Below are 18,382 nucleotides of genomic sequence, written 5' to 3'. Positions count from 1 at the left end.
GGGGCGTGGGGCCGGGGGCGGCGGAAGGCGGTGGCGGGGAGGGGCGGGCGCGGGTGCGTCCGGGGACGGCTCAGCGGGTGGGCGCCGTCCGTACGGCGCGTTCCGCGGCGGCCAGCGCGTCGGCGAAGCGGTCGAGGACGGCGGTGGCCTGCTCGTCGGTGAGGGTCAGCGGCGGCAGCAGGCGTACGACGGAGGCGTCCCGGCCGCCCAGTTCGACGATGAGCCCGCGCTCCAGGCAGGCGCGGCGGACGGCGACGGCGAGCCGGGGGTCCGGGAGCGGCACCGGCCGGTCGGCGGTCACGGACGCGGGGTCGACCAGTTCGACGCCGAGCATCAGTCCCCGGCCGCGGACGTCGCCGATGCAGGTGTGGGAGGCCGCGAGCCCCTGGAGGCTCGCGAGCATGCGGGCGCCGAGGCTCGCGGCACGGTCGGCGAGGCGGTTCTCGCGGACGAAGGCGAGGGTGGCGGCGCCGGCCGCCATGGCCAGCTGGTTGCCGCGGAACGTTCCGGCGTGGGCACCGGGCTGCCAGGCGTCGAGACCCGAGCGGTAGACGATCACGGCGAGCGGCAGGGACCCGCCGATCGCCTTGGACATGATCATGACGTCGGGGACGATCCCGCTGTGCTCGACGGCCCAGAACCGGCCGGTGCGGCCCACCCCGGTCTGCACCTCGTCGGCGATGAGGGGGATGGAGCGGTCGGCGGTGAGCGTCCGCATCCGCCGCAGCCACTCGTCGGGGGCCGGGATCACCCCGCCCTCGCCCTGGACGGGTTCCAGGATCATGCCCGCCGGGGCGGGGACGCCGCCCCGGGGGTCGTCGAGAAGGCTCTCGGTCCACCGTGCCGCGATCTCGGCCCCTCGCCCGCCGCCCGCCCCGAACGGGCAGCGGTAGTCGTACGGGTAGGGCAGCCGGGTGACCCGGACGTCGGTGGCACCGCCGGAGACGGCGAGGGCTCCGGCGGTCATCCCGTGGTACGCCCCGGTGAAGGCGAGCATGCCCTGCCGGCCGGTCGCGGTGCGCACCAGTTTGAGCGCCGCCTCGACGGCGTCGGTGCCCGCCGGGCCGCAGAACTGGATGCGGGCGTCGTCGGCGAACCCCGGGGGCAGCGTGGCGAACAGCTCGGTGGTGAAGGCGTCCTTGACGGGCGTCGCCAGATCGAGGACGTGCAGCGGCGCCCCCGAGGCGAGGACCTTCTTGATCGCCTCCAGGACGACCGGGTGGTTGTGGCCGAGGGCCAGGGTGCCCGCGCCGGAGAGGCAGTCGAGGTAGCGGCGGCCGTCGGCGCCCTCGATCGTCAGGCCGCGGGCACGCACGGGCACGATCGGCAGCGAGCGCGCGTAGGTGCGGGCCGCGGACTCCCGCTGGGCCTGCCGGTGCAGGATTCCCTCGTGCGCGGTGGTCGGTGCCGTCGGGGCTGGTTCGGTCACGGCCAAGGCTGTCGGTCCTCCCGCTGTGCGCTGGTACGTCTCCCCCGGGTCACGGCCCTTCGCGCCAACCGCTGGGCGCCCGGCTGCCGTTGTCCCTCAGGTACCAACGACGCGGGGCGCGCCGGATCACGGCTCCGGCGGAAGATCCTTGTCGCGGCGGAACCGCGGACCTGCCGCACACCGTCCCCATCGGCACCGGCATAGTGGGGGCCGCACCCGGACTCCGGGTGACGCCGGCGACGGCAGCGCGCCACCGACACGTACGACACGCTGCGACGGTTCAGACGTACCGCAGCACCGAAGTCCCAGGGGGATCACGACATGCGACCCATTCGCCCGACGCTGGCGGCGGCGTCCCTCGCCGCCGTGCTCGCGCTCACCGCCACCGCGTGCGGTCCGTCCGAGGACAACGCCGGCGACAAGCCGAGCGCCCCGGCCTCGCAGTCCTCGGACGGCGCGTTCACGATTCCGGACGATCTGAAGGACCGGCTCAAGGAGCACGGGATCGATCTGGACAAGTGGCGGGACGGCGAGTGGAAGAACTGGGACCGCGACAAGTGGCTCCGCGAGGCCCAGGACTTCGTCAACCCGATCATCGAGGACCTGTGGGACCCGGACCGGATGCGGGACGCCGAGAAGCCCCCGGCCGAGCCGGTCGCCCCGGACATCTCGGGTGACGAGGGCGTCACCGACCCGACGCCCGCGCCCGTGGACGCGGTCCCGGTGAAGGCGCCGTACCACTCCAGCGCCGCCGAGGCGGGCAAGGTCTTCTTCGACGGCCCGCAGGGCTCGATGGTCTGCTCCGCCACCGTGGTGAAGGACCCGGCCAACCCGGGCAAGTCCAACATGGTGTGGACGGCCGGCCACTGCGTCCACGCGGGCAAGAGCGGCGGCTGGTACCGCAACATCGCCTTCGTCCCCTCGTACAACGACGCCGCCCAGCCGACCTCCGCGCTGGAGAAGGCGCCCAAGGAGGAGATCGCTCCGTACGGCGTGTGGTGGGGCGACTGGGCGCAGACCTCCGAGAAGTGGATCTCCGAGGGCGCCGCGACCGGCGGCCAGGGCGCCCCGCACGACTACGCGGTCATCCACGTCACGCCGGAGAAGGGCGGCTCGGGCAAGTCGCTGGAGGAGACGGTCGGCGCCGCGCTGCCGGTCGAGTTCAACGCGCCCGCGGTGCCCGAGATCGCGACCATGAAGGCGACGGGCTACCCGGCCGCGCCGCCGTACGACGGGCAGAAGCTCTTCCAGTGCGCCGACAGGCCCGGCCGTCTGTCGCTGGGGGCCGAGCAGCCCACCATGTACCGCATCGGCTGCACCATGACGGGCGGTTCGTCCGGCGGCGGCTGGGTGGCGGCGGGGGCCGACGGCAAGCCCGCGCTCGTCTCCAACACCTCGATCGGCCCGGTGACGGCCGGCTGGCTCGCGGGTCCGCGTCTCGGCAAGGACGCCCAGGGCATCTACGAGGCGGTCAGCAAGAAGTTCGCCGGCCGGTGAGCCGGGGACGCGCCCGCCGCGTCCCGCCCCGAGGGCGTCCGGCCGTGCCGGGCGCCCTCCCGCACGTGAAGACTCCGTGCAGTGACGCCGGCCGTGGCCCCCGGCCCCGTTCCGGCATGACACGATCATGGCAAGCCGCCGGGCGCCGAGCCCGGTTCCCGCGGTGCGCCGCCGTCCCGTTCGCGGCCCGCGGCCCGAAGCGGCCTTCTCACGACAGCATTCCAGGGGATACCTTTCCATGCGATCGATACGACCACTGCTCGCCGCCGCCGCGCTGGTGTCGGCACTCGCCGTGACGGCGACGGCCTGCGGCCCCGGTGACGACACGGCCGGCGGCGAGCCGTCCGCCTCGGCCTCCGCCACGCAGGACGGCGCCGGCGGCGGTGCCTTCCCCGCCGACCTGGCCGACCGCCTCAAGGAACGCGGCATCGACGTCGACAAGTGGCGCGACGGCGAGTGGAAGAACTGGGACCGCGACACCTGGCTCCGCGAGGCCCAGGACTTCGTCAACCCGGTGATCGAGGGGCTGTGGAAGCCCGAGCGGATGACGACGGCGTCCGCGCCGACCCGCACGCTCGCCGCCGGCGACATCACCGGGGACCAGGACGTCACCGATCCCGAACCGCGCCCGGTCCGGGCCGTGCCGGAGAAGAAGCCGTACCACCGGAACGCCGCCCCGGTCGGCAAGGTGTTCTTCGACTCCCCCAAGGGCTCGATGGTCTGCTCCGCGACCGTGGTGAAGGACCCGGCCAACCCGGGCAGGTCCAACATGGTGTGGACGGCCGGCCACTGCGTCCACGCGGGCAAGAGCGGCGGCTGGTACCGCAACATCGCCTTCGTCCCGGCCTACAACGACAAGGGGCAGTCCCCGGCCGCGCTGGAGACGGCGCAGCCGCAGGAAGTGGCGCCGTACGGCGTCTACTGGGCGGACTGGGTCGCCACCTCGGGCGGGTGGATCGACCAGGGCGGCCCCACCGGCGGCACCGGCGCGGCCTACGACTACGCGGTCATGCACGTGAAGCCCGAGCGCGGGACCAAGTCGCTGGAGGAGACGGTGGGCGCGGCGCTCGACATCGACTTCGCCGCACCGGAGGCCCGGAGCATCGGCACGATCGGCGCCTGGGGCTACCCGGCGGCGCCGCCGTACGACGGCGCGATCATGCACAAATGCCTGGACCGCGCGGGCCGGCTGTCCGTCGCGCCGGGCACGCCGACGATGTGGCGCATCGGCTGCACCATGACCGGCGGGTCCTCCGGCGGCGGCTGGTTCGTGCAGCAGCCCGGCGGGAAGACCGTGCTGGTGTCCAACACGTCCATCGGGCCGGTCACTTCGGGCTGGCTGGCCGGTCCCCGGCTGGACGGTGACGCCGAGCAGGTGTTCACCATGATGAGCGAGAAGTTCGCCGGCCGCTGAGGCGGCCGGCAACGCCCGAAGGGCCGCCCCCTGGGGGGCGGCCCTTCGGTGTGCGGTGGCGCCGGGGCGCCGTCAGTGGGCCGCCGGCGCGAAGGACGCCAGCGCGGCTGCCAGTTCCTCGTGGACCAGCGCCTTGAGCAGGGTGCCCTCCGTGGTGTGCTCCTCGGAGATCACCTCGCCCTCCAGGTGGACGCGCGACACGAGACCGCCCTGGGTGTACGGCACGAGTGCCTCGACCTGCACCTCGGGACGCGGCAGCTCGGTGTCGATCAGCTCCAGGAGCCGTCCGATGCCCGAGCCGGTGCGGGCCGAGACCGCGATCGCGCGGCGCTCGATCCGCAGCAGCCGCTGGAGCACCAGCGGGTCGGCCGCGTCCGCCTTGTTGATCACCACGATCTCGGGCACGTCGACGGCGCCCACCTCGCGGATGACCTCGCGCACGGCCGCCAGCTGCTCCTCCGGAGCCGGGTGCGAGCCGTCCACCACGTGCAGGATCAGATCGGCGTCGCCGACCTCCTCCATCGTGGAGCGGAACGCCTCGACCAGGTGGTGCGGCAGGTGCCGGACGAATCCGACGGTGTCGGCGAGGGTGTAGAGGCGGCCGCCCGGTGTCTCGGCCCGTCGCACGGTCGGGTCCAGCGTGGCGAACAGGGCGTTCTCCACCAGGACACCGGCTCCGGTGAGACGGTTGAGCAGGGACGACTTGCCCGCGTTGGTGTATCCGGCGATGGCGACCGAGGGCACCTTGTTGCGCCGGCGTTCCTGGCGCTTGATCTCGCGGCCGGTCTTCATCTCCGCGATCTCCCGGCGCATCTTCGCCATCTTCTCGCGGATCCGCCGCCGGTCCGTCTCGATCTTGGTCTCACCGGGACCGCGGGTGGCCATGCCGCCACCGCCGCCGCCGCCCATCTGGCGGGAGAGCGACTGACCCCAGCCCCGCAGTCGCGGCAGCATGTACTGCATCTGCGCGAGCGCGACCTGCGCCTTGCCCTCACGGGACTTGGCGTGCTGGGCGAAGATGTCGAGGATCAGGGCGGTCCGGTCGACCACCTTGACCTTGACGACGTCCTCGAGGTGGATGAGCTGGCCGGGGCTGAGCTCACCGTCGCAGACGACGGTGTCGGCGCCGGACTCGAGCACGATGTCCCGCAGCTCCTGCGCCTTGCCGGAACCGATGTAGGTGGCCGGGTCGGGCTTGTCGCGCCGCTGGATCACGCCGTCGAGCACCAGCGCGCCGGCGGTCTCGGCGAGAGCGGCGAGCTCCGCGAGGCTGTTCTCCGCGTCCTGCGCGGTGCCCGAGGTCCAGACGCCGACGAGTACCACGCGCTCCAGGCGCAGCTGCCGGTACTCGACCTCGGTGACGTCCTCGAGCTCGGTGGAGAGGCCCGCCACACGCCGCAGCGCCGCACGCTCGGAGCGGTCGAACTGCTCGCCGTCCCGCTCCGTGTCGATCTCGTGGCTCCAGGCGACGTCCTCTTCCATCAGGGCATCGGCCCGAAGGCTCTCGGTGCGCGTGTCCGCGAAGCTCTGCTGTTCCTGGGAAGGGGATGAAGAGGAGGTCATGGGATCCTATTCGTCGATGGGGTGTGGCGGCGGGGCGACGGCCCACAGGCAGTCTTCCCCTTGTTTCGTATCTCACAACGTGCGGCGGGACGGGAAGATTCCCCCGGGTCCGCCCCGGCGGCCCCCGTGGGCGCCGCCGTCCGGACGATGGTCGCACGCGCCCGGAGCGGCCGTCACCCGTATTTTCAGCGGGCGCCCCGGCCCTGGGGGGTCTCGCTGCGCCAGTCCGGATGGCCCGGCATCGGCGGCGTCCTCGTGCCGTGCAGCCAGCCGTGGAAGAACCCGTCGAGGTCACGCCCCGCAACCCGGGAGGCGAGCTGGGTGAAGTCCTCCGTGCCCGCGGTGGAGTCCTTGTGCACGGCCACCCACTCGCGCTCCAGGCGCTCGAAGGCGTCCGCGCCGATGGTCTGCCGCAGTGCGTACAGCACCAGGGCGCTGCCGTCGTAGACCACCGGGCGGAAGAGGCTCAGCTTCTCGCCGGGCGCCGGCGGCGACGGCGCGGCCGGCGGGCCGCCCGCGGCACGCCAGCCGTCGGAGAGGCGGTACGCCTGGCGCATCCGGTCCACCAGCGACTGCCCGGCCCGCTCCTCGGCGTACACCGCCTCGTACCAGGTGGCGTGGCCCTCGTTCAGCCACAGGTCGGACCAGGTGAGCGGCGAGACGCTGTTGCCGAACCACTGGTGGGCCAGCTCGTGCACCATCACCGAGTCCACGTACCAGTCGGGGTGGGCGGACGCGGTGAACAGCGAGCGCTCGAAGAGCGACAGGGTCTGGGTCTCCAGCTCGAAGCCGGTGTCGGCGTCGGCCACGAGCAGGCCGTAGGTCTCGAACGGGTAGCGGCCGACCTTCCGCTCCATCCACTCCATCTGTGCCGGGGTCTTCGCCAGCCAGGGCTCCAGCGCGTCGCGGTCCGCCGCCGGCACGACGTCGCGGACCGGCAGCCCGTGCGGGCCGCGGCGCTCGACGACGGCGGACCGGCCGATCGCGACCTGGGCGAGCTCGGTGGCCATCGGCTGCCCCGTGCGGTAGACCCACGCCGCGTCGGTGCCCCGGTCCGTGCGCGAGACGCGCCTGCCGTTGGCGACGACCGTGACGTCCTCGGGCGCGGTCACCCGGAAGGTGAAGTACGCCTTGTCGGAGGGGTGGTCGTTGCACGGGAAGACCCGGTGCGCCGCGTCCGCCTGGTTGGCCATGACCAGGCCGTCGCCGGTGCGCACCCAGCCGCCGGCGGACGCGGGGCCGCGCGGGTCGCTGGTGTGCTCGACCGCGATCTCCATCCGGGAGCCCGCGGCCAGGGCGGTCGCCGGCCGCACCACCAGGTCCTCGCCCGCGCTCGCGAACTCGGCGGGGGCGCCGTTGACGCGCACCGAGCGGACGGTGCCGTGGGTGAAGTCGAGGTTGACGCGCTCCAGCCGCCGGCCGGCCATCGCGTCGATGGTCGTGACGGCGTCCAGCGGCACGTCGTTGGCGCCCCGGTAGGCGAGGGCGATGTCGTACGCGATGACGTCGTAGCCGGGATTGCCCAGCTCGGGGAAGAGGCGGTCGCCGATCCCGAGGGCCGTCGGCTCGGGCAGCGTCGCGGCCACGAGGGTCGCCGAGGCGGCGGCGAGCAGGACGGCGCGCAGTCGGCGCCGGGGAGTGTGCAGCATGTGCTACCGCTACCAGCGCGGACGGCCACCGCCGACGGGCACGCGCCGCGAGCCGCGTACCCCACCCGAAAGAGATCAGCCGCTCGCCGCCGGATGCTGTGTGCGGCTGACGTCGTACACCCCGGGGACGTCGCGCATGGCGCGCATCAGGGCGGGAAGTCCGGCGGCGTCCGGGAGTTGGAGGGTGTAGGTGTGGCGCACCCGCTGCTGGGTGGGCGGTTCCACGGTGGCGGACACCACCGCCGCGCCCTCGGCGGCGATCGCCTCGGTGAGGTCGGCGAGCAGGCGCGGCCGGCCGAACGACTCGGCGACGAGGGTGACCCGGCACCCGGGGGCGTCGCCCCAGCGCACCTCGACCGGGACGCGGCCGGCGCTCTCCATGCGGGCGACGGCCGGACACTCGCGCCGGTGGACGGTCACCGCCCCGCCGCGCACCGGGATGCCCGTCACGGTGTCGGGGGGAACCGGCGTACAGCAGCCGGCGAGCCGTACGGTGGCGCCGGGCCGGTCCACCAGCGCGTTGGCCGACGCCCGCCTGTCGGCGGTGCGCTGCTTCGGCCGGCGCGGGGCGGAGTCCTGGGCGCCGGCGCCCTCCGGGTGGGCGTCGAGCCAGCTGCTGATGGCGATGCGCGCGGCGGGCGTGCGGACGTGGTCGAGCCAGTCGGACGAGGGGCCCGAGGCGGCGTCCTGCGCCAGCAGCACATGCACCGTGTCGCCGTCCTCGAGCTGGGTGCTCAGCGTGGCGAGCCGCCCGTTGACGCGGGCGCCGATGGAGGTGTGCGCCCGGTCGCCGTACTGGGCGTAGGCGGCGTCCACGCAGCTGGCCCCGGCCGGCAGGCCGAGCGCGCGGCCGTCGGCGCGGAAGACGGTGATCTCCTTGTCCTGCGCGAGATCGGCCCGCAGCGAGGTCCAGAAGGTGTCCGGGTCCGGTGTGGACTGCTGCCATTCCAGCAGCCGCGACAGCCAGCCCGGGCGCGTCGGGTCGGCGCGCTCGCCGTCCTCCGGCGGTTCGGTGCCGTCGGTCGCCGCGGGGTACGGGTTGCCGAGGGCGACCACGCCGGCCTCGGCCACCTTGTGCATCTGCCGGGTGCGGATGAGGACTTCGGCGACGGCGCCGTCGGGGCCCGCCACGGCGGTGTGCAGCGACTGGTACAGGTTGAACTTGGGGGCGGCGATGAAGTCCTTGAACTCGGAGATCACCGGGGTGAAGCAGGTGTGCAGTTCGCCGAGGACGGCGTAGCAGTCGGCGTCGTCGCCGACCAGGACGAGCAGCCTCGCGAAGTCGGTGCTGCGCAGCTCGGCGCGTTTGAGGCAGACCCGGTGGACGGAGACGAAGTGCCGCGGTCTGATGAGCACTTCGGCTCCGATGCCGGCCTCCCGGAGTACTTTGCGGAATTCCTCGGCGATGGCCTCCAGCGCGGTGCAGGCGCCCGAGTTCTCGGCGATCAGGGCGCGCGTGCGCTCGTACTCCCCGGGGTGGAGGATGGCGAAGACCAGATCCTCCAGCTCGGTCTTCAGCGCCTGCACGCCCAGCCGTTCGGCGAGCGGGATGAGGACGTCCCGGGTGACCTTGGCGATCCGGGCCTGCTTCTCGGGGCGCATCACGCCGAGGGTGCGCATGTTGTGCAGCCGGTCGGCGAGCTTGATCGACATGACGCGTACGTCGTTGCCGGTGGCGACGAGCATCTTGCGGAACGTCTCCGGCTCGGCCGCCGCCCCGTAGTCGACCTTCTCCAGCTTGGTGACGCCGTCCACGATGTACGCGACCTCGGCGCCGAACTCCGTCCTGACCTGATCGAGCGTCACCTCGGTGTCCTCGACGGTGTCGTGGAGCAGGGAGGCGATCAAGGTCGTGGTCTCGGCGCCCAGTTCGGCGAGGATCAGGGTCACGGCGAGCGGGTGCGTGATGTACGGCTCGCCGCTCTTGCGGAACTGCCCGCGGTGGGACGACTCGGCCAGCACGTACGCCCGGTGCAGCTCCGCGAGCCGCGCGTCCGGGTGGTGGGCCCGGTGGGCGTCGACGACATGGCCGATCGCGTCGGGCAGCCGGTCACGTCCGGCCGGGCCCATCAGTGCGGCGCGGCCCAGCCTGCGGAGGTCGATCCTCGGGCGGCCGCGCCGGCGGCTGTGGGCACCTGTATCGGCGGCCTCTGCACTCATGGGGCACCTCCGGCGGCTTCGACCGGCGGTGGGGAAGGATCGGGTCTCGCCTCCCGGGCCGGTGCTTGATGCTACCGACCCCACCACGCGGTGAAGTCCCGCTCTCGCCCAGCGTGAAACGGATCACCCATTCGAGCGATCCCCGGCGGGATTCCGTCCGGCCCGGTCCCCCGGGCCGAACGGACGCCGCTACGAACGGGGTTCGAGCAGCTCCGGTGCGATGCGGCCCTCGGCGACGATGACCGCGGGGCCGGACATCTCGACGACGCCGTCCGGCCGCTCGGTGATGACCAGCGTGCCGCCCGGCAGGTCCACGGTGTACGTGACCGGCGCACCCGTCACCGCGGGGTCGGCGCCGTCCCTGCGGGCCGCGGCCACGGCGACGGCGCAGGCGCCCGTGCCGCAGGAGCGGGTCTCGCCGGACCCGCGCTCGTGGACCCGCATGGCGACGTGCCGCTCGCCGCGGTCGGCGACGAACTCGACGTTGACCCCGCGCGGGTAGACCGCGGCGGGGCCGTACGCGGGCGCCTCGTACAGCGTGCCCGCGTGGTCGAGATCGTCGACGAAGGCGACCGCGTGGGGGTTGCCCATGTCGACGTTGACCGCGGGCCAGCTGCGCGCGCCGACGGTGACGGTCACGCTCGCGGCGGGCAGCACCGGGCGTCCCATGGAGACGGTGACCTGGCCCTCGTCGGATCCCGGGCCGGGCTTGGCGATGTGCACGTTCTTGACGCCGCCGCGGGTGGCGACGGCGATCTCGCCGGCCTCGGCGTGACCGGCGCGCTGGAGGTACCGGGCGAAGACCCGGACTCCGTTGCCGCACATCTCCGCGACGGAACCGTCGGAGTTGCGGTAGTCCATGAACCACTCGGCCTCGTCCGCCATGTGCCGGGCGTCCGGGTGGGCGGCGGAGCGCACCACGTGGAGCACCCCGTCGGCGCCGATGCCGGCCCGGCGGTCGCACAGCCGGGTGACGGCCTCGGCGGACAGCTCGACGGCGTTGTCCGGGTCGGGGACGATCACGAAGTCGTTCTCGGTGCCGTGGCCCTTGAGGAAGGCGACGCCCGAGGTCTGCGCAGTGGTCACGGGACCCATCGTACGAGGTCGCGCAGGTCGCCCGGGCGGGTGCCGCCGGTCAGCGGAGCCGGGCGACGCGCCAGACGGCGAGCGCGACCAGCAGGGCGGCCACGCCCACGTAGAGGACGAGGACGCGCCAGTCGGGGCGGTCGCCCGTGCCGCGGCCGGGCAGCCCCGGCCAGGTGTGTCCGACCCGGCTCGCCGCCATGACGCCCCAGCCCGCGGCACAGCAGCTGATCAGCAGGCCGAGCATGGCGACGACGGCACCGCCGTCACCGGTGCCGAAGGCGAGCGGGAAGGCGAACATCAGCGAGCCGAGCGCGCCGAGTCCCACGATGGGGGCGAGCTGCCAGATCCGCAGCCGCCGCTGGGGGCGGAGTTCGACGACCTCGACCTCGTCCGTGAGCATGGCCTGTTCGTCGGGACCGTCCGGGTTCAGGGCGGGCGCGGTCTCGTCGGCGTCCCGGTGTTCCCGTTCGGTGTCGCGAGGGCCGGCCTCCATCGCCACGTGCCCTCCCCACTCGCACTCGACAGTCGATCGATGCTCGATGATGGCACGCTCCCGAGGCCGAAATGACGGCCGGAGCATCCCGATGCCATCACGTGATCAGGCTGTGACCGCTCGTTCGATCAACGACAGCGCACGGCGCGGAAGTTCCGCGCGGTCGTCCGCCGCGCCGCTCAGCCACCGCACCCGCGGGTCGCGGCGGAACCACGAGTCCTGGCGCCGCGCGAACCGCTTCGTGGTGCGCACGGTGTCCTCGCGCGCCTGCTGGTCGGTGCACTCCCCGGCGAGCGCGGCGAGCACCTGCTGGTAGCCGAGCGCGCGCGAGGCGGTCCGCCCCCGGCGCAGCCCGCCGGCCTCCAGCCGCCGGACCTCCTCGACGAGCCCGGCCTCCCACATCCGGTCCACGCGCGCCGCGATGCGGGCGTCCAGCTCCGGCCGCCCCACGTCCACACCGATCTGCACGGTGTCGTACACGGATTCGTGTCCGGGGAGGTTCGCGGTGAAGGGGCGGCCGGTGATCTCGATGACCTCCAGCGCCCTGACGATGCGGCGCCCGTTGCCCGGCAGGATCGCCGCGGCCGCCGGCGGGTCGGCGGCGGCGAGGCGGGCGTGCAGCGCGCCGGGGCCGTGGAGCTCCAGTTCCTCCTCCAGGCGCGCGCGCACGGCGGGGTCGGTGCCGGGGAACTCCAGGGCGTCGACGGCCCCGCGGACGTACAGCCCGGATCCGCCGACCAGGACCGGCGTGCGCCCCTCGGCCAGCAGCCGGTCGATCTCGGCGCGCGCGAGGCGCTGGTACTCGGCGACGCTGGCCGCCTCGGTGACGTCCCAGATGTCCAGCAGGTGGTGGGGGACGCCGTCGCGCTCCTCGAGCGTCAGCTTGGCGGTGCCGATGTCCATCCCCCGGTAGAGCTGCATGGAGTCGGCGTTGACGACTTCGCCGTCCAGTTGCTGGGCGAGGAAAACACCCAGATCGGACTTTCCGGCCGCGGTGGGGCCGACGACGGCGATGACCCGCGGGGCGGGGGCTGCACTTCTCACCGCCCCAGTCTCGCAAACCTCCCGGCGCGAACCCGAACGAGCGAGGTGACGGGCCGCGTCGGGCGTCGTTGCCCGGTGCGAGGCCGTGCACGCACCGGGCGCCCCGGGCACGGGGCGACCCCGCGCGGCACCGCGCGACCTCACCCACCGAGTAGGCTTTGGAGGCAGAAATGGGCGTTTTCTCTTGGTTCCGCGGCAAGTCCACCGCACCCGCCGAGACGCCGGAAACGGCAGCCCCCGCCGCGGAGACGGCCGCACCCCCGGCAGGCGCCGCGTCCGCGGGCGTGTCCGGGGACGCGTCCGAGGCCGCGGACGCGCAACCAGCGGGCACCGCACCGGCCGCACCGGCCGCACCGGGCGAGGACGGCGTGCCGGACGGCGGGTCGGACACCGGCACCGCCGCGACGGGGATTCCGCGGCAGCAGGCGTCCGCCGAGGCCGCGGAGAGCGGGACCGGCGAGGGCGTCCGCGCGTGAGTGCCACCCGGCGACGGCCGTCCGGCGGCCGCCGGACGGCCCGGAGGGAAGGTGTGTCATGGGATTCCTGGACACCGTGAAGGCCAGGCTCGCTCCCGCCGGGGAGAAGGTCGCCGGGCTCGCCCGGCAGCACGAGGACAGGATCGGGCACGGTCTGGACAAGGCCGCGAGGACCGTCGACGACAGGACCAGGGGCAAGTACAGCCGGCGGATCGAGACGGGCACGGGCAAGGCCAAGGAGGCCCTCGGCCGCATCGCGCACCGCGAGGACGGCGGAGCCGCAGGCCCGCCCGCACCCTGATCACGGCACCCTGATCACCGGACCGTGGCCGCGGGGCCGGGCGCACGCTCCGCGTCCCCCGCGGCCGTCGGCCGGCGCAGCCGGTCAGGACCAGGCGGCGACCATGTACCCGACGCCGTACGGGGCGTCGTCGAACAGCAGCCGGCCCTGGAGTCCGCCGTCCTCCGCCGCTCCGGCGAGCACCTGCCAGGGAGCCCGGCCCGCGGCCTTCAGCTCCCGCGCGAGCGTCGCGTCCAGAGCGCCCAGCGCCGCAGTGTCGGCGGATCCGAGGGCCCGCGCGGCCTCGCGGTCGAAGTCTGCCGCGCGTTCGTCGAGGTAGCCGGGGGCCTTGAGGGTCCTGCAGGCGCTGCCGTCGCCCATCACCAGCAGCGCGACCCGTCCGGCCCGCCCGGCCGCGGCACGGCCCGCGGCGGCGCACTCCGCGGCGGTCAGCGCGTCCTCGACCGCCAGCCCCTCGACCGGGCAGGCGGCCCAGTGCGCACGGGTCAGCAGCCAGGCGCCGACGGCGAGGGAGGGCGGCAGTTCGCGTCCGCCGCCCCGGCCGTGCCCGAGCCGCACGGCGGTGTCCACGCCGAAGCCGCGGAAAGATCCGCCGCTGCCCGGCGGGTACGCGCCGCCGCCCTCGCCGTCCGAGGGCCCGACCACCAGGAGGAGGTCCGGGCGGGCCGCCGCGAGCAGGCCCACGGCGTCGGAGGACGCCCGCCGGGCGGCGTCCAGCTCCGGTGCGGCGCCGGCGGCGACCTCGGGGACGAGCAGCGGAGGGCAGGGGGACACGGCGGCGGCGACAAGCATGATCGGCAGCCTAGTCCGTGACCCCGCGGACCAGACGCGCGGACGGCCGGGGTGTCCGCACCCGGCCCGGGACGCGACCGGGGGCAGTCGCAGCCGCACCCCGGGGCGGCAGCCGCCGCAAGAGGCGCGGCCCCCGGCCCCCGTGCCCCCGGCAGGGGGCGGCAGCCGCGTGCGCGCGGCCCGCCCAGGAGTCGGAGCCAGGCACCCCGCAGCAGCGACCACCGACGTCAGGCACGGCCCACGGCCGCCACCGCCGTCAGTCGCAGCCGCACCCCGGAGCGGCAGCCGCCGGAAGCGGCGCGGGCGCGCCGATGCCGGGCAACCCCAGCATCACCCCGGCGGGCTTGGCGGCCTCGGCCGCGTTGCGCTTCTCCCACGCGTCGCCGGCCCGGGTGCGCCGGACGGAGTGCACGTCCCCCTCGGCGAGCAGGTGGTGCGGGGCCGCGTACGTGATCTCGACCGTGACCACGTCGCCGGGGCGGACCCCGGCGGCGGGCTTGGTGAAGTGGACGAGCCGGTTGTCGGGGGCGCGGCCGGAGAGCCGGTGCGTGGCGCCGTCCTTACGGCCCTCGCCCTCCGCGACCATGACCTCCAGCGTGCGGCCGACCTGCTTCTTGTTCTCCGCCCAGGAGATCTCCTCCTGGAGCGCGACCAGGCGCATGTACCGCTCCTGGACGACCTCCTTCGGGATCTGGCCGTCCATGGTCGCCGCGGGCGTGCCGGGGCGCTTGGAGTACTGGAAGGTGAAGGCGTTCGCGAAGCGGGCCTCGCGGACGGTGTGCATCGTCTGTTCGAAGTCCTCCTCGCTCTCGCCGGGGAAGCCCACGATGATGTCCGTCGAGATCGCGGCGTGCGGGATCGCGGCGCGCACCTTCTCGATGATCCCGAGGAAACGCTCCTGCCGGTAGGAGCGGCGCATCGCCTTGAGCACCGTGTCGGAGCCGGACTGGAGCGGCATGTGGAGCTGGGGCATCACGTTCGGCGTCTCGGCCATGGCCGCGATCACGTCGTCGGTGAAGTCCCGCGGGTGCGGCGAGGTGAAGCGGACCCGCTCCAGGCCCTCGATGCCCCCGCAGGCGCGCAGCAGCTTGCTGAAGGCCTCACGGTCGCCGATGTCCGAGCCGTAGGCGTTGACGTTCTGGCCGAGGAGGGTGATCTCCGAGACGCCCTCGGCGACCAGTGCCTCGATCTCGGCGAGGATGTCGCCCGGCCTGCGGTCCTTCTCCTTGCCGCGCAGGGCGGGGACGATGCAGAAGGTGCAGGTGTTGTTGCAGCCGACCGAGATCGACACCCAGGCCGCGTAGGCCGACTCGCGGCGGGTCGGCAGCGTGGACGGGAACGCCTCCAGCGACTCGGCGATCTCGACCTGCGCCTCCTCCTGGACGCGGGCGCGCTCGAGCAGCACGGGGAGCTTGCCGATGTTGTGCGTGCCGAAGACGACATCGACCCAGGGCGCCCTGGTGACGATCGTGTCGCGGTCCTTCTGGGCGAGGCAGCCGCCGACGGCGATCTGCATGCCGGGGCGCCGCGTCTTCATGGGCGCGAGGCGGCCGAGATTGCCGTACAGCTTGTTGTCGGCGTTCTCCCGTACCGCGCAGGTGTTGAAGACGACGACATCCGCGTCGCCGTCGGCACCCTCGGGCGCGCGCACGTAACCGGCATCCTCCAGCAGGCCGGAGAGGCGCTCGGAGTCGTGGACGTTCATCTGGCACCCGTAGGTGCGCACCTCGTAAGTTTTCGCACTCATCGCGCCCACCAGGGTACGGGGTCGGCCCGCGGTGCCGCGCCGGGCCGGACGCCTCCCGCCGGACGCTCCCGCCGGGCGGACACGCCGCGGCGGGCCTCCGCTTCCGGGGGGCCTGGCCAGCACGGCGGGTGACCTGGCAGGATCGCGCCATGTTCCCGGGCATGCCGAGCGCCAGCCGACGCCGGGCCCTCGGGGCCGCGGCGGCCGTTCTGGTCGTGCTGGGCCTGCTGGCGTGGTGGCTGGTTCCTTTCGGCCGTACCTCGCCGAGCGGGGAGCTGACCTTCAGCACCGGCTCACGCAGCGGCGTCTACCAGCGGTACGGAGTGCTGCTGGAGAAGGCGCTGACCGAGGAGATGCCCGGCGTCGGGATAGAGCTGCGGACCAGTGAGGGCTCGCAGCAGAACCTCGCGCGCCTGGCCTCCGGGGAGGCGGACTTCACCATCGCCACCGCGGACGCCGTGGCCACGTACCAGCGGGACGGCCTGCCGGGCGCGGACCGGCTGCGGGGCTGCGCCCGCCTCTACGACGACTACGTCCACCTGATCGTGCCGCGCAGTTCGCCGGTGAAGTCGGTGGCCGACCTGCGCGGCAAGGTGGTGGGCGTCGGGCAGCCCGGGTCGGGTGTCAGGCTCGTCGCCGACCGGCTGATGACGGCCGCGGGCCTGGACCCGAGGAACGACATCACCCCCGTCCCCGCGGGCATCGACTCGATGCCCGGACGGCTGGAGACCGGCGGCCTGGACGCCTTCTTCTGGTCGGGCGGACTGCCCACGACCACCGTGCGCGAGCTCTCCGAGCGGTTCGAGATCCGGCTGGTCCCGCTGGAGCCGGAACTCGTCGGCAGGATCCACGCCACCGGCGGTTCCACCAGCTACTACCGCTCCGCGGTCATGCCGGCCGACGCGTACCTCGCGGCCCAGGGCGGCGTCCCGGTGCCCACGGTGGCGGTCGCCAACCTGCTGGTGACCACGGACCGCGCGGATCCCGCGCTGACCGAGGGGTTCACGCGTGCCGTGATCGACAGCCGCGACCGGATCGGCCAGACCGTGCACCCGGCTCAGCTGGTGGACCTGCGCACCGCCGTGTACACCGAACCCCTGCCGCTGCACGAGGGCGCGCGGCGCTACTACCGGTCCGCGAAGCCGTAGCGCGCGTACCCGGCGGACGCCTGCCGGAGAGGCCACCCCCGAGAGGCCACCGCCGCCCGAGAGCCACCGCCCGAAAAACCGGCGCCGCCCGAGAGGCCCCTGCCGCCGGAGAGGCCTCATCGGCCACCGGTCACCGAGGACGCCACTCGCCTCGCTGCCCGCCGGGACGCCCCTCCCCGGGACCCGGCTCAGCCCGCCGGGTCGCGCGGCACCGTGACGGTCACCTTCAGCCCGCGCGGCTCGTTGCGGGCGTAGCCGATCGACCCGCCGCCCGCCGCGAGCAGGGCCCGGGTGATCGACAGCCCGAGCCCGGAGCCCTTGACGTTCTGGTGGCGTCCGCTGCGCCAGAAGCGGTCGCCCACGCGGGCCAGCTCCTCGTCCGTGAGACCGGGCCCGCGGTCGGCGACGACGATGCAGGAGGTGTCCCCCTCCGACGCCACCGTGACGGTGACCGACTCTCCCTGCGGGGTGAACTTGAGCGCGTTGTCGATCACCGCGTCCAGGGCGCTGGAGAGCGCGATCGGATCGGCCCACGCGGTCACGGCTCCGGTGTCGCCGCTGAGCCGCACACCCTTCTCGTCCGCCAGCGGGCGCCAGGCGTCGACCCGTTCGGCGGCGAGTTCGCCGATGTCCGTCAGGCGCAGGTCGGCGGAGGCGTGCTCGGCGAGGGCCAGGTCGAGCAGATCGTCGAGGACCTGGGCGAGGCGCTTGCCCTCGGTCCGCACGGAGGCGATCTCCGCATTGCCCTCGGGCAGTTCGAGGGCGAGGAGCTCGATCCGCAGCAGCAGCGCGGCGAGCGGGTTCCGCAACTGGTGGGAGGCGTCCGCGACGAAGGCCCGCTGCTGCTCCAGCACCTCCTCGACGTTGTCGGCCATCTCGTTGAAGGAGTGGGCGAGGCGGCGCAGCTCGGGCGGTCCGCCGGCCGCGGCGACGCGCGAGTTCATCCGGCCCGTCGCGATGTCGTGGGTGGCCGCGTCCAGGACGCGCACCGGCCGCAGCACCCAGCCGGTGAGCCGGAACGCCGCGCCGACGGCGACCAGCATCGCCGCCGCCTCCCCCGCCGCGATGACGAGCCAGCCGCGCAGCACGGCGGAGCGCAGCTGCCCGGTCGGCGAGTCGGTGAAGACGACCGCGACGACGTCCCCGTCACGGACCACGGGCGATGCGACGACCAGCCGCCGGCCGCTCTGCCAGGGCCAGACCTGCGGCGGGTCCTCGCTGCGGCGTCCGGTGAGCGCCTCCTCGAACGCGGCGAGGCCCTCCCCGTCCGACGGGATGGTCCACTCCAGCGGGGCGCGCGCCATGGAGTTGCGCTCGCGGTAGAACACGCCCGCACGGATTCCGTAGATGTCGTGGTAGCGGTCGAGCTGCTCCTGGAGGGTGGCGCGCCGCTCGTCGCTGCCCTCGGGACCGTCCGTGACGAACTGCGCCAGGGCGGCGAAGCGCACGGTGTCGTCGATCCGGTCGACGACCACCTGCTGCTGCTGGGCGGCCGCGAGGCTCACCGCCAGCGGGAAGCCGAGTGCGAGGAGCACACCGGCCATCAGGACGATGAGGAGCGGGAGGAGGCGGGTACGCACCGG

15 protein-coding genes are annotated in these 18,382 nt (G+C 74.1%); 5 read left to right on the top strand and 10 right to left on the bottom strand.

Going from position 1 to position 18,382, the window contains the following annotated elements:
* Positions 1-70 precede the first annotated feature (70 nt).
* The gene (locus IAG43_RS23920) at positions 71-1,435 is read right to left on the bottom strand and encodes a diaminobutyrate--2-oxoglutarate transaminase family protein (protein WP_187742747.1); all 1,365 of its coding nucleotides are present in this window, start codon (positions 1,433-1,435) and stop codon (positions 71-73) included.
* A gap of 315 nt (positions 1,436-1,750) precedes the next feature.
* Here IAG43_RS23920 and IAG43_RS23915 point away from each other — a divergent pair, with 315 nt between their 5' ends.
* Positions 1,751-2,926 (top strand): trypsin-like serine peptidase, encoded by a 1,176-nt coding sequence (locus tag IAG43_RS23915; protein WP_187742746.1) that lies wholly within the window; start codon positions 1,751-1,753, stop codon positions 2,924-2,926.
* 238 nt (positions 2,927-3,164) lie between these two features.
* Positions 3,165-4,340: a trypsin-like serine peptidase gene (locus IAG43_RS23910; RefSeq protein ID WP_187742745.1), complete on the top strand. Its 1,176-nt coding sequence runs from the start codon at positions 3,165-3,167 to the stop codon at positions 4,338-4,340.
* A 72-nt stretch (positions 4,341-4,412) separates the two neighbouring features.
* Here IAG43_RS23910 and hflX read toward each other — a convergent pair whose 3' ends face one another.
* The 6 genes from hflX to miaA all read right to left on the bottom strand — a co-directional run bounded on the left by hflX (position 4,413) and on the right by miaA (position 12,335).
* Positions 4,413-5,903: a GTPase HflX gene (gene hflX / locus IAG43_RS23905; protein WP_187742744.1), complete on the bottom strand. Its 1,491-nt coding sequence runs from the start codon at positions 5,901-5,903 to the stop codon at positions 4,413-4,415.
* A 185-nt stretch (positions 5,904-6,088) separates the two neighbouring features.
* Positions 6,089-7,552, bottom strand: a complete 1,464-nt coding sequence (locus IAG43_RS23900) for a M1 family metallopeptidase (protein WP_187742743.1) — start codon at positions 7,550-7,552, stop codon at positions 6,089-6,091.
* A 75-nt stretch (positions 7,553-7,627) separates the two neighbouring features.
* Positions 7,628-9,712, bottom strand: coding sequence for a RelA/SpoT family protein (locus tag IAG43_RS23895; protein WP_187742742.1), 2,085 nt, complete (start codon positions 9,710-9,712; stop codon positions 7,628-7,630).
* Between the two features lie 189 nt (positions 9,713-9,901).
* Positions 9,902-10,807 (bottom strand): diaminopimelate epimerase, encoded by a 906-nt coding sequence (gene dapF / locus IAG43_RS23890; RefSeq protein WP_187742741.1) that lies wholly within the window; start codon positions 10,805-10,807, stop codon positions 9,902-9,904.
* A gap of 40 nt (positions 10,808-10,847) precedes the next feature.
* Entirely contained in the window at positions 10,848-11,291 is a 444-nt protein-coding gene (locus IAG43_RS23885) for a hypothetical protein (RefSeq protein ID WP_187742740.1), read from the bottom strand.
* A gap of 105 nt (positions 11,292-11,396) precedes the next feature.
* Positions 11,397-12,335, bottom strand: coding sequence for a tRNA (adenosine(37)-N6)-dimethylallyltransferase MiaA (gene miaA / locus IAG43_RS23880; protein WP_187742739.1), 939 nt, complete (start codon positions 12,333-12,335; stop codon positions 11,397-11,399).
* 170 nt (positions 12,336-12,505) lie between these two features.
* Here miaA and IAG43_RS23875 point away from each other — a divergent pair, with 170 nt between their 5' ends.
* Together IAG43_RS23875 and IAG43_RS23870 are read left to right on the top strand one after the other, a co-directional pair.
* Positions 12,506-12,811: a hypothetical protein gene (locus tag IAG43_RS23875; RefSeq protein ID WP_187742738.1), complete on the top strand. Its 306-nt coding sequence runs from the start codon at positions 12,506-12,508 to the stop codon at positions 12,809-12,811.
* 58 nt (positions 12,812-12,869) lie between these two features.
* A complete protein-coding gene (locus IAG43_RS23870) occupies positions 12,870-13,112 on the top strand; it encodes an antitoxin (RefSeq protein ID WP_187742737.1) in 243 nt (80 codons plus the stop codon).
* A gap of 84 nt (positions 13,113-13,196) precedes the next feature.
* Here IAG43_RS23870 and IAG43_RS23865 read toward each other — a convergent pair whose 3' ends face one another.
* The gene (locus IAG43_RS23865; protein WP_187742736.1) at positions 13,197-13,904 is read right to left on the bottom strand and encodes a class III extradiol dioxygenase subunit B-like domain-containing protein; all 708 of its coding nucleotides are present in this window, start codon (positions 13,902-13,904) and stop codon (positions 13,197-13,199) included.
* A 256-nt stretch (positions 13,905-14,160) separates the two neighbouring features.
* Positions 14,161-15,651, bottom strand: coding sequence for a tRNA (N6-isopentenyl adenosine(37)-C2)-methylthiotransferase MiaB (gene miaB / locus IAG43_RS23860; protein WP_187742735.1), 1,491 nt, complete (start codon positions 15,649-15,651; stop codon positions 14,161-14,163).
* A 161-nt stretch (positions 15,652-15,812) separates the two neighbouring features.
* Here miaB and IAG43_RS23855 point away from each other — a divergent pair, with 161 nt between their 5' ends.
* Positions 15,813-16,799, top strand: a complete 987-nt coding sequence (locus IAG43_RS23855; protein WP_246574519.1) for a TAXI family TRAP transporter solute-binding subunit — start codon at positions 15,813-15,815, stop codon at positions 16,797-16,799.
* 188 nt (positions 16,800-16,987) lie between these two features.
* Here IAG43_RS23855 and IAG43_RS23850 read toward each other — a convergent pair whose 3' ends face one another.
* Complete coding sequence (locus IAG43_RS23850; protein WP_187742733.1) at positions 16,988-18,379, bottom strand: sensor histidine kinase; 1,392 nt, start codon at positions 18,377-18,379, stop codon at positions 16,988-16,990.
* Positions 18,380-18,382 lie beyond the last annotated feature (3 nt).

The sequence above is a fragment of the Streptomyces genisteinicus genome (assembly GCF_014489615.1).
In the GTDB taxonomy this organism is placed as follows: domain Bacteria; phylum Actinomycetota; class Actinomycetes; order Streptomycetales; family Streptomycetaceae; genus Streptomyces; species Streptomyces genisteinicus.
Note: the sequence above shows the minus strand (reverse complement) of the source record. Positions and strands in the feature narration are given on the sequence as shown.

Excerpts from the sequence above, each read along its gene's own strand:
- dapF (WP_187742741.1), bottom strand. The coding sequence starts at position 10,807 with ATGGGTCCCGTGACCACTGCGCAGACCTCGGGCGTCGCCTTCCTCAAG.
- IAG43_RS23900 (WP_187742743.1), bottom strand. The coding sequence starts at position 7,552 with ATGCTGCACACTCCCCGGCGCCGACTGCGCGCCGTCCTGCTCGCCGCC.
- IAG43_RS23870 (WP_187742737.1), top strand. The coding sequence starts at position 12,870 with ATGGGATTCCTGGACACCGTGAAGGCCAGGCTCGCTCCCGCCGGGGAG.
- IAG43_RS23855 (WP_246574519.1), top strand. The coding sequence starts at position 15,813 with ATGCCGAGCGCCAGCCGACGCCGGGCCCTCGGGGCCGCGGCGGCCGTT.
- IAG43_RS23885 (WP_187742740.1), bottom strand. The coding sequence starts at position 11,291 with ATGGAGGCCGGCCCTCGCGACACCGAACGGGAACACCGGGACGCCGAC.
- IAG43_RS23875 (WP_187742738.1), top strand. The coding sequence starts at position 12,506 with ATGGGCGTTTTCTCTTGGTTCCGCGGCAAGTCCACCGCACCCGCCGAG.
- hflX (WP_187742744.1), bottom strand. The coding sequence starts at position 5,903 with ATGACCTCCTCTTCATCCCCTTCCCAGGAACAGCAGAGCTTCGCGGAC.
- IAG43_RS23910 (WP_187742745.1), top strand. The coding sequence starts at position 3,165 with ATGCGATCGATACGACCACTGCTCGCCGCCGCCGCGCTGGTGTCGGCA.
- IAG43_RS23865 (WP_187742736.1), bottom strand. The coding sequence starts at position 13,904 with ATGCTTGTCGCCGCCGCCGTGTCCCCCTGCCCTCCGCTGCTCGTCCCC.
- IAG43_RS23915 (WP_187742746.1), top strand. The coding sequence starts at position 1,751 with ATGCGACCCATTCGCCCGACGCTGGCGGCGGCGTCCCTCGCCGCCGTG.
- miaB (WP_187742735.1), bottom strand. The coding sequence starts at position 15,651 with ATGAGTGCGAAAACTTACGAGGTGCGCACCTACGGGTGCCAGATGAAC.
- IAG43_RS23895 (WP_187742742.1), bottom strand. The coding sequence starts at position 9,712 with ATGAGTGCAGAGGCCGCCGATACAGGTGCCCACAGCCGCCGGCGCGGC.